This is a genomic window from Micromonospora sp. NPDC005806, assembly GCF_042871425.1.
Classification (GTDB): domain Bacteria; phylum Actinomycetota; class Actinomycetes; order Mycobacteriales; family Micromonosporaceae; genus Micromonospora.
In genome coordinates this window covers 79,022-103,691 of the sequence record NZ_JBIAIL010000010.1, presented here as the reverse complement: position 1 = coordinate 103,691, position 24,670 = coordinate 79,022, and the positions used below count along the sequence as shown (strand labels likewise).

Sequence of the window (24,670 nt, the reverse complement as noted above, 5' to 3'; positions counted from 1 at the left end):
GGAGCGCGGCGCGGCCGCGGGGCCGGCCCGCGAGCCGGGTCGGGACCTGCGCCCACACTTGCCTCCTCGGTCCCCACGACTCCCGCCGACGGGGAGCGGGGTCCATCCAACCAGGCCACCGGGTGGTGTCAACGGGCTGCTGGACCGCACGACCAGGAAGGGTCAGCCCGGCCGGTCCCCGCCTACGGTGTTCAGCTCGTCCGACTCGTCCGTCCGGCCGATGCCGCCGAGGTGCGCGGCCTCGGCGATCCGGCCCGTGGCCACCAGCGCGGCACCGGTCGCCCCGACCTCCGGATTGCGCTGGTAGCGCACCGAACGGGGGGCCAGGGCGTCGGCGAAGACGCCGCGCCACCAGGCCGAGGCCGCCATCGCGCCGCCTCCCAGCACCACCTCGACCGGACGTTCCACGTCCGACTCCAGCAGGGCGAGGTCGTCGGCGACCATTCCGCACAGGCCGGTCATCAGGCCGGCGAGTACTTCGACGGCGGTGCTGCCGAAGCTCAACCCGGACAGCTCCCCGCACCCGGCCGGGGCGACGCCGGGCGGCCGGTCGCCGCCGAGCCGGGGGTTGGCCCGGACCCGCAGGTCCCGGGCCGCCCGAGCCAGCGCGGCCTCCAGCTCGGCGCCCTCGGGCAGCCGCAGCTCCCGGCGGGCCCAGGCGTACAGGTTCCCCCCGCTGGAGTAGGCCGCCCCGGTCACCACGTGCTCGTGGTCGACCCGGTAGCGCCAGAGCTGGTCGGCCAGGGGCGGCAGCTCCGCCTCGGCGGGAACCGCCTGGATGAGGCGTACCGCGGCGGAGGTGCCGACGGTCACCGCCGCCCGGGACGCGTCGACGCAGCCGGAACCGACGTTGGAGGCGGCGCCGTCACCGACCGGGGTGGCCCAGCGCGCCTCGGCCAGCTGCGGCCAGCGCCGGGCGTGCTCCGGGCGGAGCCGGCCGTGCCACCGCTGCGGGGCCAGCGCCGGCAGGTCCCCGGGGTGTACGCCGGCCAGCTCGCACGCCTCCGGGTCCCAATCCAGCCGCCGCAGGTCGAGCAGGCCCGTGCCGGAGGCCATCGACATGGACATCGGCGCGTCCTCGAGCAGCGCGCCGAGGACGTACTCGACCAGCCCGACGAACCGGCCGACCCGGACCCCGGCCCGCTCCCGCAGCCAGGGCAGCCGCACCGTCCAGTAGCAGCGGTGCCACCACGCGCCGGTGCGGTCGTGGAACGCCTCGGGGTCGGCCGGCCCCGGCGCGGCGGGGAGCGGCTCCGGCCGGGTGTCCAACCAGGTCAGCACCGGCCCCAGTGGCGCGCCGTCGCCCCCGAGCGGGAGCACCGAGTGCCACTGCGCCGAGGCCGCGACCAGCTCGACGTCGCGCAGGTGGCCGCCGCCGGCCAGCTCGTCCAGGCACTCGACGAGGCAGGCGAGGTAGGCCGGGCCGTCCAGCGTGCCGGTGCCGTCCTCGCCGGTGGCCAGCTGCACCTTCCGCCGGGCCAGCGCGCCGGGACGCGGGGTGGCGTCCGCCTCCAGCACGAGTCCCCGCACCGAGGAGGTGCCCAGGTCGAGAGCGAGAATGTCCATCCCCGGTCAACCTACCCGCCGGGGGCCGCGCCGAAGCCAAGATCCGCGCGCGGGCGCGGCGATCGGGCTCCCCGGGGGCGGGGCGGTCGCGTACAGTGATCGCCATGCCCGCGCACGTGTCCTGCTGGTGGCCCGCCGACCTGGCGGCCCACCCCCGCGCGTAGCTTTCCCACGCGGCCGCCCGACGAGGCGGCCGCCGGTCCCGCTCCCCGGCACACCGGGTCGCCCCGTACGGCGGCCACCGGCCCACCGAGGAGACCCGATGACCCGCCCGCACGACCCGCTCGCCGCCGTCGCCGCCGGCGCCGAACCCGGCCCGTTCGCGCTCGTCCGCCGCGAGGGCGCCGAGCACCTCGAGCTCTTCACCGGCACGGTACGCACCGCCGACCGGCTCGCCGACATACCGCTGCGGGACGGGGGGCCCGGGCCACACACGCTGGCCCTGGTCCCGTACCGGCAGATCGCCGAGCGCGGGTTCGCCTGCGTCGACGACGGCACGCCGCTGGAGTGCCTGGTCGTCGAGGAACACCGGCGGATCCCCCTCACCGAGGTGGTGGCCGCGCTGCCCGACGCGCCGGTGGTGACCCGCGACGCGACCTTCGACCTCTCCGACGCCGAGTACGCGACGACCGTCGACCGGGTGCTCGCCGAGGAGATCGGCTGCGGCGCGGGCGCCAACTTCGTCATCCACCGCACCCTGCGGGCCACCGTGGCGGGCGAGCCCCTGGTGGCGGCCCTGGCCGCGCTGCGCCGGCTGCTGCTGGGCGAGCGCGGGGCGTACTGGACGTTCCTGGTGCACACCGGCACCCGGATCCTGGTCGGGGCCAGCCCGGAACGGCACGTCAGCGTCGACGACGGCCTGGTCATGATGAACCCGATCAGCGGCACCTTCCGGCACACCGGCGCGCCGGCCGACCGGGACGCGCTGCTGCGTTTCCTCCACGACCCGAAGGAGGTCGAGGAGCTGTACATGGTGCTCGACGAGGAGCTGAAGATGATGGCCACCGTCGCCGAGCGCGGCGGCCAGGTGGTCGGGCCGTACCTCAAGGAGATGGCGCACCTGGCGCACACCGAGTACCTGCTCGCCGGGCGGGGTTCTCTCGACGTCCGGGAGGTGCTAAGGGCAACCATGTTCGCCCCGACGGTCACCGGCAGCCCGATGGAGAACGCCTGCCGGGTGATCGCCCGGCACGAGCGGACCGGCCGCCGGTACTACGCCGGGGTGCTCGCCCTGCTCGGTCGGGACGCCGAGGGTCGGCAGACCCTCGACGCGCCGATCCTGATCCGGACCGCCGAGCTCTCCCCCGCCGGCGAGCTGCGGGTGCCGGTCGGGGCGACCCTGGTCCGGCACTCCACGGCCGAGGGTGAGGTGGCGGAGACGCACGCGAAGGCGGCCGGGGTGCTCGCCGCGTTCGGCCTCGCCCCGGACGCCCCGGCGGCCGACCGGCAGCCCGGCTCGGCGCGTCCGGTGCCGGGCGGCGACCCGGAACGGCCGGACGACCCTTCCGGCTCGGCGCGGCTGACCCCGCGCCGCGGCCCAGGGTCGCTCGCCGATGACCCGGAGGTGCGTGCCGCGCTCGCCGCCCGCAACGCGCCGCTGGCCCGGTTCTGGCTGCACCAGCGCAACCCGGGCGCGACGGCGCTGCCGGGGCTGGCCGGTCGGCGGGCGTTGATCGTGGACGGCGAGGACACCTTCACCGGGATGCTCGCCCACCAGCTCGGCGCGCTCGGCCTGAGCATGCGGCGCCGCGACTGGCACCGCCCCGGCCCGGTCGACGGGTACGACCTGGTGGTGGTCGGTCCCGGCCCGGGCGACCCGAACGACCTGGCCGACCCGAAGATGGCGGCGATGCGTGGGCTGCTGGCGGAGCTGGTGGCGGGCGGGCGCCCCACGCTCGCGGTCTGCCTCGGCCACCAGCTTCTCGCCGGGTTGCTCGGGCTGCCGCTGCACCGCCGGGACGCGCCCTACCAGGGGTTGCAGCGGGAGATCCGGCTCTTCGGCACGCCCCGCCGGGTGGGCTTCTACGCCAGCTTCACCGCCCGGGCCGGGGCGGACCGGCTCGCCACCCCGTACGGCCCGGTGGAGCTGTCCCGCGATCCGGTGGACGGGGCGGTACACGCCCTGCGCGGGCCAGGCTTCGCGGGCGTGCAGTTCCACCCGGAGTCGGTGCTCAGCCGCGACGGGATGGCCGTGCTCGCGGACCTGCTCGGGCAGGTGCTCGCCCGCCCCGCGGTGACGGGGCATGGACCGGGCGATCGGGGGTAGGGGTGAGGGTGACCGGTGGTCCGGACGGGTCGAGAGCCCTCGTTCGGCCACCGGTCGCCACGTACCGGTCAGCCGGCCAGGCCCCGCTTCAGCGCGGCGCTCATCTGCACCGCCCGCTTCGCGGTCAGCGCGGTGGCGGTGAGGGCCAGGTGGTCCGGCGGGATCTCACCGTTGTTGCTGGTGTGCGAGCCGCCGTACGGGTTGCCGGCGACGAACTGGCTGGGGTCGGTGTAGCCGGGGGTCACCACGATGCCGCCCCAGTGGTAGAAGACCGTGAACAAGGACAGCAGGGTCGCCTCCTGGCCGCCGTGCGAGGTGGCCGTCGAGGTGAAGCCGCTGTAGACCTTGTTGGCCAGCGCGCCATTGGCCCAGAGCGGCCCGGTGGTGTCGATGAACTGCTTGAGCTGCGCGGCGATCATGCCGTAGCGGGTGGGCGAGCCGAAGATCACCGCGTCGGCCCAGGCCAGGTCGTCCGGCTGGGCCTCCATCACGTCCTGGGTCTCCAGGCGGTGCGCCTGCCAGCCCGAGTTCGAGCGGATCGCCTCGTCGGGCGCCAGCTCACGTACCTTGCGCAGGCGTACGTCGGCTCCGGCCTCCCCGGCGGCCTCGCTCGCCGCCTGCGCCATCTGGTAGGTGATGCCGGTCGCGCTGTAGTAGATCACCGCGACCTTGACCTGGCCATCCATCAGACGTTTCCTCCTCGGTGTCGGGTCAGCTCCGGCGGTTACCCGTTACTTGCGGTGGCAAACGCCGCTGGGCGACCGGGCGGAGGTGCACCGGTATCGATCCCTTGCCGCTGCTCAAGATTTGCGCAAGTTCCGATCGGAACCGGCTCCCGGAATCCCGGCACCGGGGATCCTGTTCGCACCGGTGTCGGCAGAGCCGCCGCCCCGCACCGGAACCTGAACGGGGGATCGCGCTCCGCCGGCGACGAGGCTGGCGCAGCGCGATCAGGGTCTTCGCCTCCACCCCCTCCTATTCGTCCGGCTTCCCCGGCATGCCGTCGGCCCGCACGGGGATCCTCTCGATGACCCACGAGAGGAAGGACGAACGATGCGGCTGACCGAACAGCAGATCCGTTCGCTGTACGGGCAGGACGTCCAGGACCGCTCGGGCGCCAGGATCGGCAGTGTGGGGCAGGTCTGGGCCGATGCCGCCGGGGAGCCCACCTGGGTCAGCGTGCAGACCGACGTGGTGGCGCGCGACGAGTCGATGGCCCCGCTGCACGGTGCCCGGTTGCAGGCGGGCCGGGTGCGGCTGCCCTACGACAGGTCGACGGTGCGCGGCGCTCCCGCCGTGGAGAGCGGCACGAACCAGTCGCTCGGCGTCGACCAGCTCACCCTGCTCTACCGGCACTACCAGTTGTCGGGGCAGGGCGCGGTCCGGGTGCCGGAGCAGCCGCCACGCCGGGCGACCGGTCCACCGGCGGTGGTGCGCTCGGAGGAGCGGGTGCGGTTCGGCACGGAACGCGAGCCGGTCGGCACGGCCCGGCTGCGCAAGCGCGTGGTGACCGACAACGCACAGGCCACCGTGCCGGTCGCGCACGACGAGGTGAGCGTCGTCCACGAGCCGGTCACGGACCCCGGTGCGGTCCGTGGCGCCGGTGCGGAGCAGCCCGAGCTGCTCCTGTACGCCGAGCGCCCGGTGGCGGTCAAGGAGCGGGTCCCGGTCGAGCGGGTCCGGCTGGCCCGGGACGAGGTCGTCGAGGAACGGCCGGTCCACGCGCAGGTCCGCCGGGAACTCGTCGACGCGGACGTGCCGGAGGGAGCGCGCCACGACGGGTGACCGCCCGCATCCCGGGCGGGTGGGTCGCGGCCCACCCGCCCGGTCGGGCCGCGCCGGAAACGTCGGTCGGGCCGCCTATGCTGGCCGTCCACGATCGACGGGAGGCGGCGTGCCCGTACAGCTCACCGGTGCGGAGGCGCTGGCGCTACGCATGACCAGCCTGTTGCTGCGCCCGCACCCGACGGCCCGCCCCGAGGGCGTGGCCGAGGTGGTGGAGTGGTTCGGCGCCATGCAGGCCCAGGACGTCGCGAGCGGCGAATGGTCGCTCGGCGTACGCCTGCCCGGCCGCACCCAGGCCGACGTGCGGGCGGCGCTGGAGCGGCGGGAGGCGCTGCGGACCTGGCCGATGCGCGGCACGGTGCACCTGGTGCCGTCCCGCGACGCCCACTGGATGCTGGCGGTGACCGGGGTCCGCACCCTGGCCGGCGCCGCGGCCCGCCGCACGCAGCTCGGCCTCACCGAGGCCGACGCGGACCGGGCCGCCGACGTGCTCGGCACCGCGCTGGCCGGGGGGAGCCGGCTCACCCGCGCGGAGTGCCTGGCCACGCTCCACGCCGCCGGTCTCGACACCGGCGGGCAGCGGGGCTACCACCTGCTCTGGTACGCGAGCCAGCGCGCGGTCACCTGCATCGCCCCGCACGTCGGCAAGGAGCAGACGTTCGCGCTGCTGGACGAGTGGGTGCCCGACCCGCGCCGTCCCGACCGGGACGAGGCGCTCGGCATCCTGGCCCGGCGATACTTCCGCAGCCACGGGCCGACCACGCGGCAGGATTTCGCCGGCTGGACCGGGCTGACCGCCACCGACGCGCGGCGGGGCATCGCGGTGGCCGGCGACGCCCTCACCACCGTCGAGGTGGACGGCGCGGAGGCGATCGTCGACGCGGCGCTGCTCGACGCGCCCCGCGAGCCGGTCGACGACGTGCACACGCTGCCCGGATTCGACGAGTACCTGCTCGGCTTCAAAGATCGCGCGTTGATGCTGGACCCGGCGCACAAGCAGGCGGTCATCCCCGGCGGCAACGGCGTCTTCCAGTCCATCGTCGTCCGCGCCGGCCGGGTGGTGGGCACCTGGAAACGCACCATCGGCAAGACCCGGGTGACCGCGACGGTGCATCCGCTGGTCCCGTTCGACGCCGCGGTCCGGGCTCGGGTCGAGGCGGCCCTGGCCGGCTACGCCACCTTCCTCGGTCTGCCGTTGCACCCCTCGTGGTGACGGCGCGGGTGTCACCGGCTGTCCTCGACACCTCGGACCGCCCGGCGCCGAGCCAGGTCGGCCGGGGTGTCGAGGTCGGCGGGGGCCGCCCGATTTGTCGGCAGATACACCGAATAACGGTAGTCTGATGCGATGCGGGAGAGCGGAAAACCGGCGGAAGACGGGCGGTCGTCCACCGTCACGCTCACCCTCAACGGCATCGGGCACGAGCTGACCCTGGACAACCGGACCACCCTGCTGGACGCCGTGCGCGAGCGGCTCGCCCTGACCGGCAGCAAGAAGGGCTGCGACCACGGACAGTGCGGTTCGTGCACCGTGCTCCTCGATGGCCGGCGGGTGAAGAGCTGCCTGATCCTGGCGGTCACCCTGGACGGCCGGACGGTGGTCACCGTCGAAGGACTCGCCGGCCCGGAGGGCCTGTCCCCGCTCCAGGCGGCCTTCGTCGCGCACGACGCATTCCAGTGCGGCTACTGCACACCCGGCCAGCTCTGCTCCGCCCGCGGGATGCTCGACGAGGTGGCCCGTGACTGGCCCAGCGCGGTGACCGAGGACCTCACCGCACCGGTGGAGCTGACCGACGCGGAGGTGCGGGAACGGATGGGTGGCAACCTGTGCCGCTGCGCCGCGTACCCGAACATCGTGGCCGCGATCCGGGCCGCGGCGGCGGCGCGATGAGGCCCTTCCGCTACCACCGGGCAGCCGACGTCGCGGAGGCGGTCGCGCTACTCGACGGGGAACCGGAGGCGGCGTACCTCGCCGGCGGGACCAACCTGGTGGACCTGATGAAGCTCGGCGTGCAACGGCCGGACCTGCTGGTGGACGTCACCGGCCTGCCGCTGGACACGGTGGACACCCTGCCGGACGGCGGGTTACGGATCGGGGCCACGGTGCGCAACAGCGACCTCGCCACGCATCCGGTGGTCCGACGCGACCACCCGCTGCTGTCCCGGGCGCTGCTCGCCGGCGCCTCGGGACAGCTGCGCAACATGGCCACCACCGCGGGCAACCTGCTGCAGCGCACCCGGTGCGGCTACTTCCAGGACATCGGAAAGGCGTGCAACAAGCGGGAGCCCGGCACCGGCTGCGCGGCGCGCCACGGGCAGAACCGGGACCTGGCCATCCTCGGTTGGTCCGAGCAGTGCGTCGCCACCCACCCGTCGGACCTGGCGGTCGCCCTGGCCGCCCTCGACGCGGTGGTGGAGATGCACGACCCGGGCGGGGCCCGGGAGATCCCCGTGGTCGAACTGCACCGGACGCCCGGGGACCACCCCGAGCGGGAGACCACCCTCCCCCGTGGCGCGCTGATCACCGCAGTACGGGTCCCGTCGCTGCCGTTCGCCAGACGCTGCACCTACCTCAAGGCGCGGGACCGGGCGACGTTCGCGTTCGCGGTCGGCTCGGTGGCTGCGGCGTTGGACCTGGACGGGGACATCGTCCGCGACGTCCGGTTGGCGTACGGGGCGGTCGCCCACCGGCCGTGGCGGGCGTACCGGGCGGAGGAGGCGCTGCGTGGCCGCCCGTTCAGCGCCGACCTGGCCGCCCGGGCGGCGGACGCCGAACTCGCCGCGGCCCGCCCGTTGCCGGACAACGGGTTCAAGGTGCCGCTGATCCGCAACCTCACCGTCCGCGCGTTGACCGGACTGGCCGGGACGGTGCCCCGATGAGCGCGCCGCCCATCGGCGCGGTGGGCCGGGAGCACCCGCGGCTGGAGGGCCGGGACAAGGTCACCGGCGCGGCCCGGTACGCCGTCGAGTACCCGGTCGACGGCGTGACGTACGGCTGGGTGGTGTCGGCAACGGCGGCACGCGGGCGGATCAGCCGGATCGACGCCGCCCCGGCGCTGGCCGTGCCCGGCGTGCTGGACGTGCTGCACCATGGCAACGCGCCCAGCCTGGCGCCCGGTGTGGACCCGACCCTGTTCCTGTTGCAGGAACCGGCCGTGCACTACCGGGGGGAGTTCGTCGCGGTCGTGGTCGCGGAGACCATCGAGGCCGCCCGCGAGGCGGCCCGGCTGGTCCGGATCGACTACGACACCGAGCCGCACAGCACCGTGCTCTCCGAGCACCACCCGGGGCTGTACCGGCCGGACAAGGTCAACCCGGGCTACCCGACCGACACCGCCGACGGGGACTTCGACGCCGGGTTCGCGGCCGCCGAGGTCCGGGTCGACGCCACCTACCGGACCCCGGCCTACCACAACAACCCGATGGAGCCGCACGCCACCACCGCGCGGTGGGCGGACGGACGGTTGCTGGTGCACGACTCCAACCAGGGTTCGTCCCCGGTGCAGGCCACCCTGGCGCAGCTGTTCGGACTGCCGAAGGAGGCGGTCCGGGTGGTCGCCGAGCACGTCGGCGGCGGCTTCGGCAGCAAGGGTGCCCCCAAGGCGGCGGTGGTGCTCGCCGCGCTCGCCGCCCGGCACGCGGACCGGCCGGTCCGGCTGGCCCTGACCCGGCAGCAGCTGTTCGGCCCGATCGGGTACCGCACCCCGACCATCCAACGGGTCCGGCTCGGCGCGGACGCCGACGGGCGGATCACCGCGGTCTGCCACGACGCCATCAGCCAGACCTCGACCGTGCACGAGTTCGCCGAGCAGACCGCCGTCTACACCCGCAGCATGTACGCCGGGCGGCACCGGCGCACCACCCACCGGCTGGCCCGGCTGGACGTGCCGACCCCGTTCTGGATGCGGGCGCCCGGCGAGTGTCCGGGCGCGTACGCGCTGGAGTCCGCGATGGACGAGCTGGCGACGGCGTGCCGGGTCGACCCGGTCGAGCTGCGCGTCCGCAACGACCTCACCGTCGACCCCGACCGCGGGCTGCCGTTCAGCAGCCGGAACCTGGTCGCCTGCCTGCGCGAGGGGGCGCGGCGGTTCGGCTGGGCCGGCCGCGACCCGACGCCGGCGGCCCGGCGCGATGGGCATTGGCTGATCGGCAGCGGGGTGGCGGGTTCCAGCTACCCGGCTCGCTCCCGGCCCGCCGCTGCGGCGGCCACCGCCGCCCCGGACGGCACCGTCGAGGTACGGATCAACGCGACCGACATCGGCACCGGCGCCCGGACGGCGCTGTGGCAGGTGGCGGCCGACGCGCTGGCCGTCCCGGTGGACCGGGTCACGATCCGGGTGGGCGACAGCGACCTGCCGGAGGCGGGGGTGGCCGGCGGTTCGATGGGCACCGCCTCGTGGAGCTGGGCGGTAATCCGGGCCTGCGAGCGGCTGCGGGAGCGGCTCCGGGACGCGGTGGTGCCCGCCGAGGGGCTAACCGTCGAGGTGAGCACCGCCGACGAGATCAGCGGGCAACGCCCGCTGGCCCGGTACGCGTACGGCGCCCACTTCGTGCAGGTGCGGGTCGACGCGGACACCGGCGAGGTGCGAGTGGACCGGATGCTCGGGGTGTTCGCCGTCGGCCGGGTGGTGAACCCGACCACCGCCCGCAGCCAACTCGTCGGCGGCATGACGATGGGTCTGTCGATGGCGCTGCACGAGGAGGGCCTGCTCGACGAGCGGTACGGCGACTGGGTCAACCACGACCTCGCCACCTACCACATCAGCGGCTGCGCCGACGTGGAGCGGATCGAGGCGTACTGGCTGCCGGAGGAGGACCCGGAGCTGAACCCAGCCGGGGTGAAGGGGATCGGCGAGATCGGCATCGTGGGCAGCGCCGCGGCCGTCGCCAACGCGGTGCACCACGCGACCGGCGTACGGATCCGGGACCTGCCGATCCGCTTGGACAAGCTGCTGGACCACCGGTCCGTGCAGTGAACCGGGCCGCGCACAGGTGAGACTGCGGCCAAGCTAGGCCGGGCGGTCGCCGTTGCGCGACAGACAGGCGGCGGTGAACGCGGCCACGGGATCCTGGTACGCCCGGGCGAGGAAGCTCATCCACTGATGGACCGCGTCCTCGTTCGGGGCCAAGGGTCCCACCCGATAGTGGGGCGAGGACAACCCGCGCTGGACGGATTCGCACGCCGCCCAGTCCTCGCGGTTCGTGATGTCCCAGAATTCCACCGCGTACGCCACGTCGGTCGCGTGCGGCGGCACGTACCAGCTGCACTCGACCCGGGTCCGGTCCGGCGCGAGCGGTTCGATCCGGTGCGTCATGACGTAGTCGGGGTGTGCCGAGATCAGCAGGTTGGGGAAGAGGGCGACGTACCGGACCGTCCGGCGGGGAGCTCCCTCGATGAACAGCCCACGCGACCGACCGTCCAGCGACATGGTTTCGGCGTGGTCGCGCAGGTCCATCGAGCCGCCGATCCAGGCGCCCGGCAGGTCCCAGTTGTCGCCGGACGCCGGCGGCGAGACCCGGCAGAGCTCCGGGTGGATACGGGGGCAGTGGTAACACTCGTGGTAGTTCTCCACGATCACTTTCCAGTTCGCCGCGACGTCGTAAACGTGACGGTCGCCAAGGCGCAGGCGTTCGGGCTGGTACGGATCGATCAGCTCGTCGAGGGCGCCGAGGTAGTCGGCGAACGGCGGAGCCGCACCCGCCGCGTTGACGAAGCCCCAGCCCTGCCAGTGCGCTACCGGTAGCTCGATCAGGCCGTGGTCCGCGGGATCGAAGCTCGCGACGCCGCCCATGCCGGCCGCCGCCGCCAGGGTGCCGTCCAACCGGTAGGCCCATCCGTGATACGGGCACACGATCGCTGCCCGGTCCGCTGTCGCGCCCGCAGCCAGCAGCTCGTGGCCGCGGTGCCGGCACACGTTCGCCAGGGCCCGCACCGTCGCGCCGTCGCAGGTCAGCAGCACCCCGATGTCGCCCACGGTGACCGCCCGTTGGTTGGCCCCGCGCAGCTCCACGCTCCGGCCGACGCAGACCCAGCCCCCGCCGAAGAGGTGTCGACGTTCCCACGCCAGCACCGCCCGGGAGGTGTACGCGGCTGCCGGCAACGTGCGTGAGCTGCCGAACGGCAGCGACGCCACGACGAGGTCGTCAGCGTCCAACGGTGCGGCTGGGCCGTCGAAGCGAACAGACATCGCCACCTCCTGCCGCCCGGCATCAGCAGCTCCACACCGCCGGGGTAGCCCCGATCCAACCACCGGGGCGGTACTCGCGGTCAAGGGCGGCCGCTGGGGAGCCGGCGGCACACTGCCGCCGGCCCCGTCGAGCGCGTCGGGTCAGTCGGCGAGCGCGCCGGCCGCCCGGCCCTCGTGCAGGGTGAGGTTCCGCCCCGTGCCGGGGTCGAACAGGTGGATCTTCTCCAGGTTGAACCAGACCCGCCGGTTCTCGGCCTCCCGCACCGCAGACTCCGCCGACAGCCGGGTGACCAGGCTGGCGCCGGTGCCGCTGAAGTCCGCCGCGCCCGCGTCGGCGGCCAGTTCCTCCAGCTCGGCCGCGGTGGCCCGCTCCCCCTCGACGGTGAGGTAGACGTACTTGTCGGAACCCATCGACTCGACGATCTCCACCGGCGCCTCGAACTCCATGCCCCGGCGGCGGGTCTCGTCGTCGACCAGCGCGGCGTCCTCGAAGTGCTCGGGGCGGATCCCGAGGATCAGCTCGCGCGGCGCGTCGGCGCCCTGGAGCTGGCGGCGGACCCGGTCGCCGATCGGCACGTCACCCAGCGCGGTGCGCAGGTGGCCGTCCTCGACGGCGGCGAGCAGGAAGTTCATCGACGGCGAGCCGATGAACCCGGCGACGAAGAGGTTGCGCGGGTGGTCGTACAGCTCCTGCGGCGGGCCGACCTGCTGCACCGCGCCACCCCGCATGATCACCACCCGGTCGCCGAGGGTCATCGCCTCGGTCTGGTCGTGGGTCACGTAGACGGTGGTGGTGCCGAGCTGTTTCTGCAGCCGGGACACCACGGTCCGCATCTGCACCCGCAGCTTGGCGTCGAGGTTGGACAGCGGCTCGTCCATCAGGAACGCCTTGGGCTGGCGGACGATCGCCCGGCCCATCGCCACCCGCTGCCGCTGGCCACCGGAGAGGTTGGCCGGCTTGCGGTCCAGCAGCGGGGTCAGCTCCAGGACCTTCGCCGCCTCCTCGACCTTGGTGTTGATCGTCTCCTTGTCCAGCTTGGCGAGCCGGAGCGGGAACGCCATGTTCTCCCGCACGGTCATGTTGGGGTAGAGCGCGTACGACTGGAACACCATGGCGATGTCCCGGTCCCGGGGCGCCCGGTCGTTGACCCGCTCCCCCGCGATCCGCAGCTCGCCCGAGCTGATGTCCTCCAGGCCGGCGATCATGTTGAGGGTGGTCGACTTCCCGCAGCCGGACGGGCCGACCAGGATCACGAACTCACCGTCGGCGATCTCCAGGTCGACGTCCCGCACCGCGGTGGTCCCGTCCGGGAACTGCTTGCTCACCTTGTCGAGCACGATGTCAGCCATGACTACCACCTATCCCTTGACTGCGCCGGAGGTCAGGCCGGAGACGATGCGGCGCTGGAAGAAGAGCACGAACAGGATGATCGGAATGGTGATCACCACGGCGGCGGCGCAGATCGCCCCGGTGGGGTCCTCGAACTGCGACTCGCCGGTGAAGAACGACAGCGCCACCGGCACCGTCCGGGCCCGCTCGGTGGAGGTCAGCGTGATGGCGAAGAGGAAGTCGTTCCAGCAGAAGATGAACACCAGGATGGCCGTGGTGAACAGCCCCGGCGCGGCCAGCGGAGCGATCACCCGCCGGAACGCCTGGCCCTGGCTGGCGCCGTCCATCTTCGCCGCCTTCTCCAGGTCCCACGGGATCTGCTTGAAGAACGCCGACAGCGTGTAGATCGCCAGCGGCAGGGCGAAGGTGATGTACGGCAGGATCAGCCCCGGCCAGGTGTCGAAGAGGCCGAGCTGCCGCTCGATCTCGAACAGCGGCGACACCAGCGACACCTGCGGGAACATCGCGATCAGCAGGGACACCCCGACCAGCAGCTTCTTGCCGGGGAAGTCCAGCCGCGAGATCGCGTACGCGGCCATCGCCCCCAGCACCACCGCGATCAGGGTGGCGATCAGCGCGATGCCGATCGAGTTGACCAGGGCCCGGACGAACTGGTCGGTGTCGAAGATCGTCCGGTAGTTGTCCAGCGTCCACTCCCGGGGCCAGAACTTCCCGTCGGTGAGGGTGGCCGGGGTCTTGAACGACAGCGCGGCGATCCAGAGCACCGGGACCAGCGCGAAGACGACGACGATGACGTCCAGCAGTCCCCAGCGCAGCTTCGCCCGCGTGGTGGTTTCGGTGGCCATCTCAGCGCCTCTCCCCATCGTCGCTGCCGGGCGCAGCGGTGCCGAACAGCTTCACGAAGACGAAGGCGATGATCGCCACGGTGAGGAAGATCAGCACCGACATCGTGGAGCCGATGCCGAGGTTCAGCCCCCGGATCAGGTTGTTGTAGGCGAGCATCGACACCGACGAGGTCTCGTTGCCGCCGGCGGTGAGCACGAAGATGTTGTCGAAGACCCGGAACGCGTCCAGGGTGCGGAACAGCAGGGCGACCAGGATCGCCGGCTTCATCACCGGCAGCATCACCTTGGTGAACCGCTGCCAGGCGGTCGCCCCGTCGGTGGAGGCGGCCTTGAGCAGGTCCTCCGGCACCAGCGCCAGCCCGGCCATCAGCAGCAGCGCCATGAACGGCGTGGTCTTCCAGATCTCGGCCAGCATGATGATCGCCAGCGAGCTGGCCCGCTCGGTCAGTGGGGCGCTGCCGTCGAAGAGGTTGGCCAGGTAGCCGGTGCCGGGCGTCCAGGCGTACCGCCAGGAGAAGGCGGCGACGACCGTGACGATGCCGTACGGGATCAGCGCCGCGGTGCGGACGATGCCCCGGCCGACCAGCGTCCGGTGCATGATCAGCGCCAGCCCCATGCCGAGCACCAGCTCGACCGCGACAGTGACCACGGTGATCAGCGCGGTCACCCCGAACGCGGTCCACCAGAACTGGTTGGTCAGCACGGTCGCGTAGTTGTCCAGCCCGACGAACTGGCGCTCGTCGGGGAAGCGCAGGTCGAAGCGCTGCAGGGACAGCCAGACCGAGTAGAGGATCGGGTACGCGGTGACCAGCACCATGACCAGCGCGGCCGGCGCGCAGAGCAGCCAGCCGAGGCGGCGCTCGGCCCGCTTGTTCTCGCTCAGCGGCGGCTTCGTCCGGCGGCGGGCCCGCTGCGCCGGCACGGCGACGTGCCGGCCGGCGGTGCGCTCGGCCTCGGCGGCGACGTCGGCGCCGGCGGGAGTGGCGTTCACGCTCACGGGAGGACCCCCTTCGACTCGAGGGCGTCGGCGATGGCCTTCCGCAGCTCGTTCGCGGTCTGCTCAGGCCGGATGCCCGACGGCGGCGACAGGACCGCCGACATCACCGTGGAGATGCTCTGGTACGCCGGGGTCAGCGGTCGGACCGCCGGCTCCTTGAGCTCCTCCACGATGGTCTCCTTCATCGGGTACGCCTTGTCCATCTCCGGGTCGTCGTAGACCTTCTCGATGGTCGGCGGCACGCCGTCGTTGACCGCGGAGAACTTCTGGTGCTCGGCGCTGCGGATGCACTTCGCCGCCTCGAAGGACTCGGTCGGGTGCTTCGAGTAGGTGCTGACCGCCATGTTGACGCCGCCGATGGTGACCTTGCTCGGCCCGTCGATGCCCGGCACCCGCGCCCACTTGACCTTCTTCGCCAGGTCCGGGGCCGCCTCCTGCATCGCCGGGTAGACGAACGGCCAGTTGACCTCGAAGGCGCCGGCGCCGGACTGGAACTCCAGCCGGACCGGGTCCTCGGTGGCGTTGCTGAACGACGGCGACGTCAGGCCCGACGTGGCGAACTTCTTCAGCTGGTCCAGGGCGCGCACGGTGCCGGCGTCCATCACGGCCTTCTTGCCGTCGTCGCTGAGGATCTTGCCGCCGGCGCTCTCGGCCAGGGTGTTGTAGAGGACGACCAGGCCCTCGTACTGGGCGCCCATGGTGAGCACCTGGTACGGCTTGCCCTGCTGCTTGAGCTGCTGGGCCGCGGAGATCATCTCGTCCCAGGTCTCCGGCGGCTGCTGCACCAGGTCGGTGCGGTACCAGAGCAGCTGGACGTTGGTGTTCTTCGGCGCGGCGTACAGCTTGCCCTCGTACCGGGCCGTGTCCAGCGGGCCGGCGAGGGTGCCCTGCTCCGCCTCGGCCTTGTCCTGGCCGGTCCACTCCCTGATCCAGTTCGCGCTGGCGAACTCCTGGGCCCAGGTGACGTCGAGGCCGAGCACGTCCATCCCGCTGTCCTGCGCGGCGAGCCGACGCACCAGCTGCACCCGCTGGTCGTCGGCCTGCCGCGGCAGCACCCGGTAGACGATCTTGTAACGCCCCTGGGCCTGGGCGTTGCAGTCGTCGACCACCTTCTGCAGGTTCTGCTCCGGCGGGTAGTACAGGTTGATCGTCGGCGTACCACCGGCACCACCAGAACCGCAGGCCGCCAACGGCGCCACCAACGCCAGTGCGGCGGCTGCCGCCGCCGCACGCTTCCCTGGCCGCCGCCGGTGTGCGGCCCTGTCGGGGTCTGTCGTCATCGCCCTCCCCCTTCTTCGGCGAGAGCCGGGGGAAGTCACCCGTGCCCCGGCGCACGGCGAGACGGTCGGGACGCCGGTAACGGCCGGCCCGCTCGCGCCCCGGGCGTTTCGTGCGGCTGACAGTGCCCGACCTGCCACGCTGCGAAACCTGACGGTCACGGGAAGACACGACAGGTCGTGGTGGGGAAGATCACCGCGCGGCACGTGTGGTCTCAGTCTGTGGACGGCGAGGCTACCCAGCGTGCGCCGGGTGCACTAGCGTTCAGCTTGCTCCGCAGCCAGCGCGTCGCCGTCGAAGTCGATACGCCTCCGGCCGACCCCCAGCCCGCCCGATCGGTTGGTTCTCGCGCGAACGTCCCTCTGCGGTACCACCGGTTGGGCAGGATCAGCCCAACGAGGAGGTGCCGTCGTGCAGGACACCCGCGCTCTCGCCCTGACGTTCGAGGTGAGCGGCCTGCCCCCGGTCAAGACCGAGGCCCTGTCCATCTTCGCCGCCGGGCACCGGCAGGCGACGAGGGTCCGTGTCCTGCTCCAGGCCGCCTGCACGGCGGCCCAGCGCACCGGCTGGACCCCGCTCGCCGGGCCGGTCGAGGTGGACCTGATCCTGCGCTGCCCGCCCGGGCACCGCACCTCCGACGCCAGCACGCTGCTGGGCGGGGTCTGCGCGGTGCTCCAGGACAAGAAGCGGGTGGCGAACATCGGCCTGGCCCACCTCGGGGTGCTGGTCGACGTCGCCCTCTACGACGACGACCGGCAGATCCGCCGGCTGTCGTACGTCGAGGAGCCGGCCGAGGACTTCTCGTACCAGGTCCGGGTGGCCGCCGTACCGCACGTGGTTTGACCGACGGCCGCGGTGGGGTACCGCGGACGCCGACGAAGGGAGTGCCGATGTCGGAGCCACATGTCACGCTCGACCCGAGCGGGCTCGATCCCGTGCAGCAGAAGCTGCGCGGCCCGCTGGAGGATCAGCTGACCTCGGCCCTGCAGGCGGCCACCGACCGGATCCGCGCCAGCTACGCGGGTGAGCCGGTCGAGGAGGTCTGCCGTCGGCTGCTCGACGAGACCCGCGCCGGCCTGCACCCGGACATCGCCGCCGGGTTCAACCCGGACATGGACGAGTTCTGCCGGGTGGCCGTGGCGATCGTCCGCGGTGAGGTCGCCTGAGGCAGGTCGGGCCCGACCGCGCCGGCCGTCCGGTCGGCGCGGTCGGTGCCGCCGAGGTCAGCTCCGCCGCACGTCGACCGAGACGACGTGAGTGCCGTCCGGCCGGGTCGATTCGCCCAGCCGCAGCGGCAGCCGCGTGCCCGAAGTCTGCACCCCGAGGCCGAAGCTGACGTAGCCCTCGAAGTCCCCGGCGGGCGCCCAGCCGCGCAGCGTCGGGTAGCCGATGGCCCGCGGCGGCGCGCTCACGGTGCTCCGGCCGCTGCTGTCGTGTGCCTGGGCCGGGTCGAAGCGGACGGCGAGGAAGGCGTTGCCGGGCAGGCTCACCGGGGTGCCGCTGCCGTCGGATTCCACCCGGGCGACATAGGCGACCTGGTAGGACGGGGCGGGGCCGCGGAAGGCGAAGCTGATCCGGCTGAACCCCTCCGCCGGATGGTCGCCGACCTGGATCTGCACCAGGACGGGCAGCGGCTCCCCCGGCGCGGGTGTCACCGGCACCGGCACGGTGTGCGTGACGCGGGCCGGCGCGGCGGGCACCGCCCACCCGTACGTCACCCGCCAGTCGCCGGCCGCCGGAGACGCGGCGGTGGTGGCGGGCGCGGGCGTGGTCGCCGCCGGGGTGGCGGCGGGTGTGGTGGCGGCGGGCGCGGGCGCCGTCGTGGGGGCCGGGGCCGCGCCGCCGCGGTCGGTCGTCGAGCAGGCCGCCGCGAGCAGCACGACCAGGCTGGCGAGCAGTGGTACGCGCTGAGGTGTCATGACTCAGTGTCGCCCCGACCGCCACTCCCCACCAGAGCCGATCGGGCTGGCCGCGATCCGCACGATGTCGGCCGCCGCCTCGCCGTACCCGCTCAGGTGGCCAGGTCGAGCGACTTCAGCACCACCAGCCCGAGCAGCAGCACGGCCAGGCCGACGGTCACCGCCGTCTGCACGAGGGTCCGCCGCTTCGCCGGCGCGTACGCCATGCCGACGGCGACGGCGCCCCCGGCCAGCAGACCGCCCAGGTGCCCCTCCCACGAGGTCCACCCGGCGGAGAACACCATCCAGATCAGGAACGGGATGATCACCCGGTTGGGGTCGATCGGGTGGTGGTGCAGCCGTCGGGTGAGGACGAAGTAGCAGCCGGCCAGCCCGTACACCGCGCCGGAGGCGCCGACGGCGGCCTGGTGCGGGTCGACGAGGAAGCCCAGGACCGACCCGCCGAGCGCGGCGAGCAGGTAGACCGCGAGGAACCGCACCGCGCCCAGCCGCTCCTCGACGACCCGGCCGAGCAGCCAGAGCCAGTACAGGTTGAAGGCGATGTGCAGGATGCCAAGGACGCCCTGGGTCGGCAGCAGGTGCAGAAAGGCCGAGGTGATCAGGCGGTACCACTCGCCGTGGGCGATCCCGATGAGCTGATATCCCGGGTGGAGGCCGCCGTCGTCGACGTACCGCTGGCCGGCGTCGTCGACCAGTCCGGTGCCAAGGCTGTCGAACTGGTCCATGATCGCCGGGCGGACCAGTTCGACCAGGTAGACCAGCACGGTGAGCGCGATCAGCACGTAGGTCACCACCGGCCGGGTGGCCACCCGGCCGCCGAACACCGTACGGGCCTGGCGGACGGTCCGGTTGTCGTCGCGTACGCAATCCGGGCAGCGGTGCCCCACCGGGGCCGCGCGCATGCAGTCGGGGCAGATGTTGCGGTCGCAGCGGGTGCAACGCAGCAGCGTCTCCCGCCGGGGGTGCCGGTAGCAGGTGCTGCGCGCCTCCTCGGCGGGCGGCTGACCGGTGCTGATGGTGTCCATGTCGGGCTCGGTCCTGGATCTCGGTTGGACGGGACGGGATGCGGAGAGCTCCGCGGTGGACGGACGGGTCGGCCGCCCGGGGGATCGGATCAGTAGCGGCCGAGGTGCTCCGCCGGGGCGAGGACGATGTGCGGCGACGCCCCGGGATCGAGCCAGGTGAGCACGTCGACCAGGTGTTGGTGGGAGAGGCTCACACAGCCGGCCGTGGGGTTGCCGCCGGCGCGGCTGAACTCGTGCAGGAAGATGCCGCTGCCGGCGTTCGGCACCGGGGTCGCGACGGTCGGCGGCATGTTGTAGGTGATCACCGCGAAGTGCGTGTACGCCGGGTCCTCCTGCCAGAGCGCCTCGCTGTGCCCGCCCGGGTGGAGGTCCGACCGCTGGAAGCTGTTGTAGTGCGGGGAGTCGGGGTTCGCGTTCCACCAGTCGTCGGCGGCGACCCGGTGGTAGGGGTAACGGACACCCGGGTCGGCCGCGATGCCGTACATCGTCGGGCCGACGACGTACACGCCGGTCGGCGTGGTGGGCACGCCTTCGACGTGCTGGTCGCTGAACCCCTCGGCGCCGATCCGGGCCGGCAGCGCCGGAAGGGCCGGGCTCCACTGGTCGCCGGACCTCGCGTACGCCTCCACTGTGGCGTGGGTGGTGCGATAGCCGTCGCCGGTGACGATGACGACCTGCCGCGCGTCGGGCGGAAGGGTGGTCAGCTGGGCGGCCCTCGTCGGCTTCACGCGGAGGATCCTCGCACGTCACCCGGGACTTGTACGGCCCCGTCAAAGGTGATCTTCCCGGGTGCCGGGACGCGGGGTGCCGGACGGGTCAGGACCGGGTCCGCAACTCCCCGGTCCTGACCCCCAGCCGTCCGGTGTGGTAGCGGAATTCGCCGTTGCGAGCGCGGCGGGCGTGGCACGCCGCCCACGCCGGGCTCAACACGGCGAGCCGGCCCGCCTGCACTCAGCTCCACGGTGCCCAACTACCGGACTTCGGCGCGTCCCCGACTCACCCCGAAGAGCCGTGAACGCCGGCTCAGGTTAGGCATCCGGCCGCAGGACGAACAAGGTTTCCCGGGGCCGGCAGAAGTGTGATTGATACCAACGTTGAAATGCGGCATGTCGGCGTAACAGGGTCAGCCGATCTGGCGCTGTTGCTCCTCGAGGCGATCGGCCCGCCCGGCGTCGGACCGGGCCGGGGTGAGGCCGCCGGCCGCGGCCGCCCCGGCGATCAGCGCGAGCGCTGACAGGTGCAGCAGCCGTACCCCGGCCGGCGCCGGGACGGTGGCGGCGGGCAGGACCGGCAGCACCAGGCTGCCCAGCGCGACGACCGGCAGCGCCACCGCCCAGAAGACGACGGGCCGGGCCGGCGGCGCGGGCGGTCGTACGCCGTCGAAGATCTCACGACGACGCGCGGCCCGCACCGCCAGGGTGACCACGACGGCGGCCCCGCCCCCGCTGCCGACCACGTCCGCGAACTGCCACCAGTACAGGCCGGTCGCCGCGTGGAAGTCCGCGATGCCCAGCAGGCGCGGCAACCGCTCGGTGTGGGTGACCCGGTCCCACGCCACGTGGCTGAACGCGCCGATCAGCGCCGAGCAGACGGTGACCTGCCAGGGGTGCCGGACCCCGCCCAGCGCGGCGTGGTCCCGCCAGGCGAAGAGGCGCTCGCCGGGCAGGTGCACCGCGATCCCGGCGATCACCCGACGGACGATCCAGGCGTACGCGAGCGCGACCGGCAGGCACCACCAGAGCAGCCCCCCTAGGGTGTGGGTCCGCAGGCCGACCTCGAACCGGGTGCCGGTGAACAGGTAGCCCACGTCCGGCGCGACCGCCCCGGTGGCCAGCGCCACCCCGTCGAACCACCGCGGCCGCCACAGCTTCAGCGGCAGCACCGGCGCGAGGTGCGAGGGGAAGGTCAGCGGCACAAGTCGGACGTTACCCGCCTGGTCAGAAGTGCTGCACCAGGTCGGGGAAGGCGGCCAGCCGGATCACCCCGACATCGCCCGGGTCGAGCTCGTCGTGCTCCAGCACCCAGGTGTTCTCGTTCGGGATGAAGACCGCGTTCATCCCGGCGGCCCGGGCGGGCAGGATGTCCGAGCGCGGGGAGTTGCCGATCATCCACCCGGCGGCCGGGTCGAAGGCGTGCTCGCGGGCCAGCCAGCGGTAGGTGTCCACGTCCTTCTCCGGCACGATGTGCGCGGCGCGGAAGTGGTGCAGCAGCCCGCAGGCGTCGAGCTTGCGCTGCTGCTCCTCCTGGTCGCCCTTGGTGAGCAGCAGCAGCTCGTGCCGGGTGGCCAGGTCGTCCAGGGTCTCCGCGACGCCGGGCATCAGCTCCACCTGGTGGCCGACCAGCGCCGCGGCCAGGTCCTCGAGCTCGGCCCGTTCCCGGGTGGTGGCCGGGCGCTCGCGCAGCTTCTCCAGACACTCGCCGAGGCTGCGCAGGAAGACCTTGCTGCCATAGCCGTGAGCAACCGCGTTGGCCCGCTCGATGTCGTCCAGCACGGCCCGGATCTCCGCGCGGTCCAGGGTCGGGTGGTCCAACCAGGCGAGGAAGTCGTCGATCACCCGCTCGAAGAGGACGTTGTTCTCCCAGAGCGTGTCGTCGGCGTCGAAAACGAGCACCGCCGCCTCCCGGCGCTGTGGCATCGCGTACCCCTCCCGTTGGTGGACCGCAACACGCTACTGCGTCCGCCGTGCCACCACAGCCGGGTTTCCGGCGGGGCGGGTCAGCGACGCAGGGTGAGGATGAGGTCGGCGACCAGGGCGGTCCAGCCGGTCTGGTGCCACGCCCCCAGTCCGGCGCCGTTGTCGCCGTGGAAGTACTCGGGGAAGGCGATCAGGTCCCGCCAGTCGGGGTGGGTCTGGAACAGCTGGCAGGCCCCGTAGATCGGCCGCCGGCCCCAGTCGTCCCGGGTGAACAGGGAGATCAACCGGGCGGAGAGGTCGTCGGCGATCTCGTCCAGGCTCCGCTTCACCCCGGACCGGGTCGGGTACTCGACCTGGAGGTCGTCGCCGAAGAAGGCGGCGTAGTCGCGCAGCGCGCTGATCAGCAGGAAGTTGGTCGGCATCCAGATCGGGCCACGCCAGTTGGAGTTGCCGCCGAACAGGCCGCTGGTCGACTCGGCCGGCTCGTAGCCGACGCTGAACTCCTGCCCGCCGAGGGTGACCGTGAACGGCTTGTCCAGGTGTGCGCGGGAGAGCGTGCGCAGGCCGTACTCGGAGAGAAACTCGTCGGTGTCCAGCATCCGGGCGAGCAGCTTGACCATCTCGTCCGGGCCGACCATGGACAGCAGCCGCTGCTGGCGACCGTCCGGGCCGAGCCGGCGGGCGCCGACCACGTCGGCGTACTCGGGGCGGTTGGTGAGGAACCAGCGCAGCCGGGCGCCCAACTCGGGCAGGCGGCGCAGGGTGCGCGCGGTGAGCCGGGTGACCGCCGCCAACGGCAGCAGGCCGACCACCGAGCGGACCTTCAGCGGCACCTGGGTGCCGTCGGCCAGCCGCAGCACGTCGTAGAAGAAGGCGTCCTCGTCGTCCCAGAGCCCCTGGTGGTACGCCGCGGCGGCGATGTACGCGAAGTGCTCGAAGAACTTGGTGGCGGTGTCCACGTACGCCCGGTCGTGCTCGGCCAGCACGATGGCCATGTCGAGCAGGTTCAGCGCGTACATGGCCATCCAGCCGGTGCCGTCGGACTGTTCGAGCACCCCGGCGACCGGCAGGGCGGCCGAGCGGTCGAACGGGCCGACGTTGTCCAGCCCGAGGAAGCCGCCCTCGAAGAGGTTGTTGCCGCCGGTGTCCTTGCGGTTGACCCACCAGGTGAAGTTGAGCAGCAGCTTGTGCATCACCCGGGCGAGGAACTCGTGGTCCCGGGAGCCGTCGATCTCGAAGACCTTCAGCGCCGCCCAGGCGTGCACCGGCGGGTTGACGTCGCCGAACGCCCACTCGTACGCCGGGATCTGCCCGTTGGGGTGCAGATACCACTCGCGGAGCAGGAGCAGCAGCTGATCCTTGGCGAAGCCGGGGTCGACCCGGGCGATGGTGACGCAGTGGAAGGCCAGGTCCCAGGCGGCGTACCAGGGGTACTCCCAGGGGTCCGGCATGGAGATCACGTCGAAGCTGTTCATGTGCCACCAGGCGCTGTTGCGCCCGTGCCGGCGACCGGCGGGCGGCGGCGACGACCCCGGGTCGCCCTCCAGCCACCGCTTGACGTCGAAATGGTAGAACTGCTTGCCCCACAGCAGCCCGGCGATGGCCTGCCGGGCGACGAGGGCCTCGTCGGCGGTGGCCCCGGCCGGGATGACGCCGGCGAAGAAGCGGTTGGCCTCGGCCCGCCGGGCCCAGATCACGGCGTCGAAGTCGTCGCCCAGGTCGGCCGGCGGCGGCGGGGCGCTCGCCGGCGGCGGGGCGGTGCGGGTCAGCCGGAGCCGGATCTGCCGCTGCCCGCCGGCCGGCACGTCGAGGACGTAGTGCAGCGCGCCCTTGGTCCCCTCCCGGTCCGGGTTGACCGTGGCCGCGCCGGCCACCACGTGGTCGTTGATGCCGTCCTTCGGGTACGGCGAGCGCCCGGGCAGCCCCCAGAGGCGCTCGGCGTTGGTGTCGTTGTCGCAGAGCAGCGGGGTGGGCTCCCCGTCGCCCTCCAGCAGGATCTGCCCGAGCACCCAGTGCTCACCGACCAGCCGGGCGCCGTCGCCGACGATCCGGGGCACCCGGTCGCAGCCGGGCAGCCCCCAGGCCCAGCTGTTGCGGAACCAGAGGGTGGGCAGCACGTGCAGGGTCTCGTCCCGGTCGCCCCGGTTGGCCACGGTGACCAGGACGCACAGGTCGGTGGGGGACGCCTTGGCGTAGTCGACGGTCACCGCCCAGTACCGGTCGTCGTCGAAGATCCCGGTGTCGACCAGCTCGTACTCGGTGTCGTCCCGGCCGCGCAGGGCGTTCACCGCGACCAGCTCGTCATAGGGGAAGGCGGCCTGCGGGTAGTGGTAGCGCCAGCGCATCCAGGAGTGGGTGGGGGTGGAGTCCTCGTACCACCAGTACTCCTTGACGTCCTCCCCGTGGTTGCCGCCGTCGCCGCCGAGGCCGAACATCCGCTCCTTGAGGATCGGGTCCCGCCCGTTCCACAGCGCCAGGGCGAAGCAGAAGGTCTGCCGGTCGTCGCAGACGCCGGCCATCCCGTCCTCGTTCCACCGGTAGGCTCGGGACCGCGCGTGATCGTGGGGGAAGTAGTCCCACGCCGTGCCGTGTTCGCTGTAGTCCTCCCGTACCGTCCCCCACGCCCGCTCGGACAGATAGGGACCCCATGCGCGCCAGTCCTGCTCCCCGGCGTCGGCCTGGGCGAGCCGGTGCCGCTCGGGGTCGGGGGTCGCGGAAATCGGGCGGTCGGTGATCACCTGCACATCTTCGACGCCGCCGGGGTACTCCACCACAGCGGCCATTGTCGCCGTGAGGCGTCACACCTCGCCGGAGGTG

21 protein-coding genes are annotated in these 24,670 nt (G+C 73.0%); 8 read left to right on the top strand and 13 right to left on the bottom strand.

Annotation, left to right across the window (positions count from 1 at the left end):
• Positions 1-162 precede the first annotated feature (162 nt).
• Positions 163-1,566, bottom strand: coding sequence for an FGGY family carbohydrate kinase (locus ACFYOS_RS13615; protein ID WP_387139879.1), 1,404 nt, complete (start codon positions 1,564-1,566; stop codon positions 163-165).
• Between the two features lie 262 nt (positions 1,567-1,828).
• On the opposite strand from ACFYOS_RS13615, the gene ACFYOS_RS13610 reads away from it, so the two are divergent.
• Positions 1,829-3,832 (top strand): anthranilate synthase family protein, encoded by a 2,004-nt coding sequence (locus ACFYOS_RS13610; RefSeq protein ID WP_387139876.1) that lies wholly within the window; start codon positions 1,829-1,831, stop codon positions 3,830-3,832.
• A 68-nt stretch (positions 3,833-3,900) separates the two neighbouring features.
• Here ACFYOS_RS13610 and wrbA read toward each other — a convergent pair whose 3' ends face one another.
• A complete protein-coding gene (gene wrbA / locus ACFYOS_RS13605; RefSeq protein ID WP_387139873.1) occupies positions 3,901-4,518 on the bottom strand; it encodes an NAD(P)H:quinone oxidoreductase in 618 nt (205 codons plus the stop codon).
• 367 nt (positions 4,519-4,885) lie between these two features.
• On the opposite strand from wrbA, the gene ACFYOS_RS13600 reads away from it, so the two are divergent.
• The 5 genes from ACFYOS_RS13600 (at position 4,886) to ACFYOS_RS13580 (ending at position 10,590) form a co-directional block, all read left to right on the top strand.
• Positions 4,886-5,617 carry a YsnF/AvaK domain-containing protein gene (locus ACFYOS_RS13600; RefSeq protein ID WP_387139870.1) on the top strand — a complete coding sequence of 244 codons (732 nt, stop codon included), beginning with the start codon at positions 4,886-4,888 and terminating at the stop codon, positions 5,615-5,617.
• 151 nt (positions 5,618-5,768) lie between these two features.
• On the top strand, positions 5,769-6,830 hold the full coding sequence (locus ACFYOS_RS13595; RefSeq protein WP_387140148.1) for a winged helix DNA-binding domain-containing protein: 1,062 nt from the start codon (positions 5,769-5,771) through the stop codon (positions 6,828-6,830).
• Positions 6,831-6,962: 132 nt separating this feature from the next.
• Positions 6,963-7,505: a 2Fe-2S iron-sulfur cluster-binding protein gene (locus ACFYOS_RS13590; protein ID WP_387139867.1), complete on the top strand. Its 543-nt coding sequence runs from the start codon at positions 6,963-6,965 to the stop codon at positions 7,503-7,505.
• The gene (locus ACFYOS_RS13585; protein ID WP_387139864.1) at positions 7,502-8,494 is read left to right on the top strand and encodes an FAD binding domain-containing protein; all 993 of its coding nucleotides are present in this window, start codon (positions 7,502-7,504) and stop codon (positions 8,492-8,494) included. Before ACFYOS_RS13590 ends, ACFYOS_RS13585 begins: the two co-directional genes overlap by 4 nt.
• Entirely contained in the window at positions 8,491-10,590 is a 2,100-nt protein-coding gene (locus ACFYOS_RS13580; RefSeq protein WP_387139861.1) for a xanthine dehydrogenase family protein molybdopterin-binding subunit, read from the top strand. The genes ACFYOS_RS13585 and ACFYOS_RS13580 overlap by 4 nt, the downstream gene beginning before the upstream one ends.
• 33 nt (positions 10,591-10,623) lie before the next feature.
• Here the strand turns inward: ACFYOS_RS13580 and ACFYOS_RS13575 are convergent, their stop codons facing one another.
• The 5 genes from ACFYOS_RS13575 to ACFYOS_RS13555 all read right to left on the bottom strand — a co-directional run bounded on the left by ACFYOS_RS13575 (position 10,624) and on the right by ACFYOS_RS13555 (position 16,275).
• Positions 10,624-11,802: an aromatic ring-hydroxylating dioxygenase subunit alpha gene (locus ACFYOS_RS13575; protein WP_387139858.1), complete on the bottom strand. Its 1,179-nt coding sequence runs from the start codon at positions 11,800-11,802 to the stop codon at positions 10,624-10,626.
• A gap of 141 nt (positions 11,803-11,943) precedes the next feature.
• Positions 11,944-13,152, bottom strand: coding sequence for an ABC transporter ATP-binding protein (locus ACFYOS_RS13570; RefSeq protein ID WP_387139855.1), 1,209 nt, complete (start codon positions 13,150-13,152; stop codon positions 11,944-11,946).
• Between the two features lie 9 nt (positions 13,153-13,161).
• Entirely contained in the window at positions 13,162-13,998 is an 837-nt protein-coding gene (locus tag ACFYOS_RS13565) for a carbohydrate ABC transporter permease (protein WP_387139852.1), read from the bottom strand.
• 1 nt (position 13,999) lies between these two features.
• The gene (locus tag ACFYOS_RS13560; RefSeq protein ID WP_387139849.1) at positions 14,000-14,995 is read right to left on the bottom strand and encodes a carbohydrate ABC transporter permease; all 996 of its coding nucleotides are present in this window, start codon (positions 14,993-14,995) and stop codon (positions 14,000-14,002) included.
• Positions 14,992-16,275: an ABC transporter substrate-binding protein gene (locus tag ACFYOS_RS13555; RefSeq protein ID WP_387139846.1), complete on the bottom strand. Its 1,284-nt coding sequence runs from the start codon at positions 16,273-16,275 to the stop codon at positions 14,992-14,994. Before ACFYOS_RS13555 ends, ACFYOS_RS13560 begins: the two co-directional genes overlap by 4 nt.
• A 409-nt stretch (positions 16,276-16,684) precedes the next feature.
• On the opposite strand from ACFYOS_RS13555, the gene ACFYOS_RS13550 reads away from it, so the two are divergent.
• Entirely contained in the window at positions 16,685-17,116 is a 432-nt protein-coding gene (locus ACFYOS_RS13550; RefSeq protein WP_387139843.1) for a hypothetical protein, read from the top strand.
• Positions 17,117-17,163: 47 nt separating this feature from the next.
• Entirely contained in the window at positions 17,164-17,439 is a 276-nt protein-coding gene (locus ACFYOS_RS13545) for a hypothetical protein (protein WP_387139840.1), read from the top strand.
• A gap of 57 nt (positions 17,440-17,496) precedes the next feature.
• Here ACFYOS_RS13545 and ACFYOS_RS13540 read toward each other — a convergent pair whose 3' ends face one another.
• The 6 genes from ACFYOS_RS13540 to ACFYOS_RS13515 form a co-directional block, all read right to left on the bottom strand.
• Positions 17,497-18,192 carry a hypothetical protein gene (locus tag ACFYOS_RS13540; protein WP_387139837.1) on the bottom strand — a complete coding sequence of 232 codons (696 nt, stop codon included), beginning with the start codon at positions 18,190-18,192 and terminating at the stop codon, positions 17,497-17,499.
• 92 nt (positions 18,193-18,284) lie between these two features.
• Complete coding sequence (locus ACFYOS_RS13535) at positions 18,285-19,217, bottom strand: rhomboid family intramembrane serine protease (protein WP_387139834.1); 933 nt, start codon at positions 19,215-19,217, stop codon at positions 18,285-18,287.
• An 89-nt stretch (positions 19,218-19,306) separates the two neighbouring features.
• Complete coding sequence (locus tag ACFYOS_RS13530) at positions 19,307-19,945, bottom strand: L,D-transpeptidase (RefSeq protein WP_387139831.1); 639 nt, start codon at positions 19,943-19,945, stop codon at positions 19,307-19,309.
• Positions 19,946-20,340: 395 nt separating this feature from the next.
• On the bottom strand, positions 20,341-21,132 hold the full coding sequence (locus ACFYOS_RS13525; RefSeq protein WP_387139828.1) for a DUF4184 family protein: 792 nt from the start codon (positions 21,130-21,132) through the stop codon (positions 20,341-20,343).
• Between the two features lie 22 nt (positions 21,133-21,154).
• Entirely contained in the window at positions 21,155-21,853 is a 699-nt protein-coding gene (locus ACFYOS_RS13520; protein ID WP_387139825.1) for an HAD family hydrolase, read from the bottom strand.
• 80 nt (positions 21,854-21,933) lie between these two features.
• Positions 21,934-24,636, bottom strand: a complete 2,703-nt coding sequence (locus ACFYOS_RS13515) for a glucosidase (RefSeq protein ID WP_387139822.1) — start codon at positions 24,634-24,636, stop codon at positions 21,934-21,936.
• Between the last annotated feature and the right edge of the window lie 34 nt (positions 24,637-24,670).

What these genes read in the sequence shown, in the direction of transcription:
- ACFYOS_RS13515 (WP_387139822.1), bottom strand. Translation starts at nt 24,636, where the DNA reads ATGGCCGCTGTGGTGGAGTACCCCGGCGGCGTCGAAGATGTGCAGGTG.
- ACFYOS_RS13570 (WP_387139855.1), bottom strand. Translation starts at nt 13,152, where the DNA reads ATGGCTGACATCGTGCTCGACAAGGTGAGCAAGCAGTTCCCGGACGGG.
- ACFYOS_RS13615 (WP_387139879.1), bottom strand. Translation starts at nt 1,566, where the DNA reads ATGGACATTCTCGCTCTCGACCTGGGCACCTCCTCGGTGCGGGGACTC.
- ACFYOS_RS13520 (WP_387139825.1), bottom strand. Translation starts at nt 21,853, where the DNA reads ATGCCACAGCGCCGGGAGGCGGCGGTGCTCGTTTTCGACGCCGACGAC.
- ACFYOS_RS13590 (WP_387139867.1), top strand. Translation starts at nt 6,963, where the DNA reads ATGCGGGAGAGCGGAAAACCGGCGGAAGACGGGCGGTCGTCCACCGTC.
- ACFYOS_RS13565 (WP_387139852.1), bottom strand. Translation starts at nt 13,998, where the DNA reads ATGGCCACCGAAACCACCACGCGGGCGAAGCTGCGCTGGGGACTGCTG.
- ACFYOS_RS13580 (WP_387139861.1), top strand. Translation starts at nt 8,491, where the DNA reads ATGAGCGCGCCGCCCATCGGCGCGGTGGGCCGGGAGCACCCGCGGCTG.
- ACFYOS_RS13600 (WP_387139870.1), top strand. Translation starts at nt 4,886, where the DNA reads ATGCGGCTGACCGAACAGCAGATCCGTTCGCTGTACGGGCAGGACGTC.
- ACFYOS_RS13585 (WP_387139864.1), top strand. Translation starts at nt 7,502, where the DNA reads ATGAGGCCCTTCCGCTACCACCGGGCAGCCGACGTCGCGGAGGCGGTC.
- wrbA (WP_387139873.1), bottom strand. Translation starts at nt 4,518, where the DNA reads ATGGATGGCCAGGTCAAGGTCGCGGTGATCTACTACAGCGCGACCGGC.
- ACFYOS_RS13540 (WP_387139837.1), bottom strand. Translation starts at nt 18,192, where the DNA reads ATGACACCTCAGCGCGTACCACTGCTCGCCAGCCTGGTCGTGCTGCTC.
- ACFYOS_RS13535 (WP_387139834.1), bottom strand. Translation starts at nt 19,217, where the DNA reads ATGGACACCATCAGCACCGGTCAGCCGCCCGCCGAGGAGGCGCGCAGC.
- ACFYOS_RS13610 (WP_387139876.1), top strand. Translation starts at nt 1,829, where the DNA reads ATGACCCGCCCGCACGACCCGCTCGCCGCCGTCGCCGCCGGCGCCGAA.
- ACFYOS_RS13575 (WP_387139858.1), bottom strand. Translation starts at nt 11,802, where the DNA reads ATGTCTGTTCGCTTCGACGGCCCAGCCGCACCGTTGGACGCTGACGAC.
- ACFYOS_RS13545 (WP_387139840.1), top strand. Translation starts at nt 17,164, where the DNA reads ATGTCGGAGCCACATGTCACGCTCGACCCGAGCGGGCTCGATCCCGTG.
- ACFYOS_RS13595 (WP_387140148.1), top strand. Translation starts at nt 5,769, where the DNA reads ATGACCAGCCTGTTGCTGCGCCCGCACCCGACGGCCCGCCCCGAGGGC.
- ACFYOS_RS13555 (WP_387139846.1), bottom strand. Translation starts at nt 16,275, where the DNA reads ATGACGACAGACCCCGACAGGGCCGCACACCGGCGGCGGCCAGGGAAG.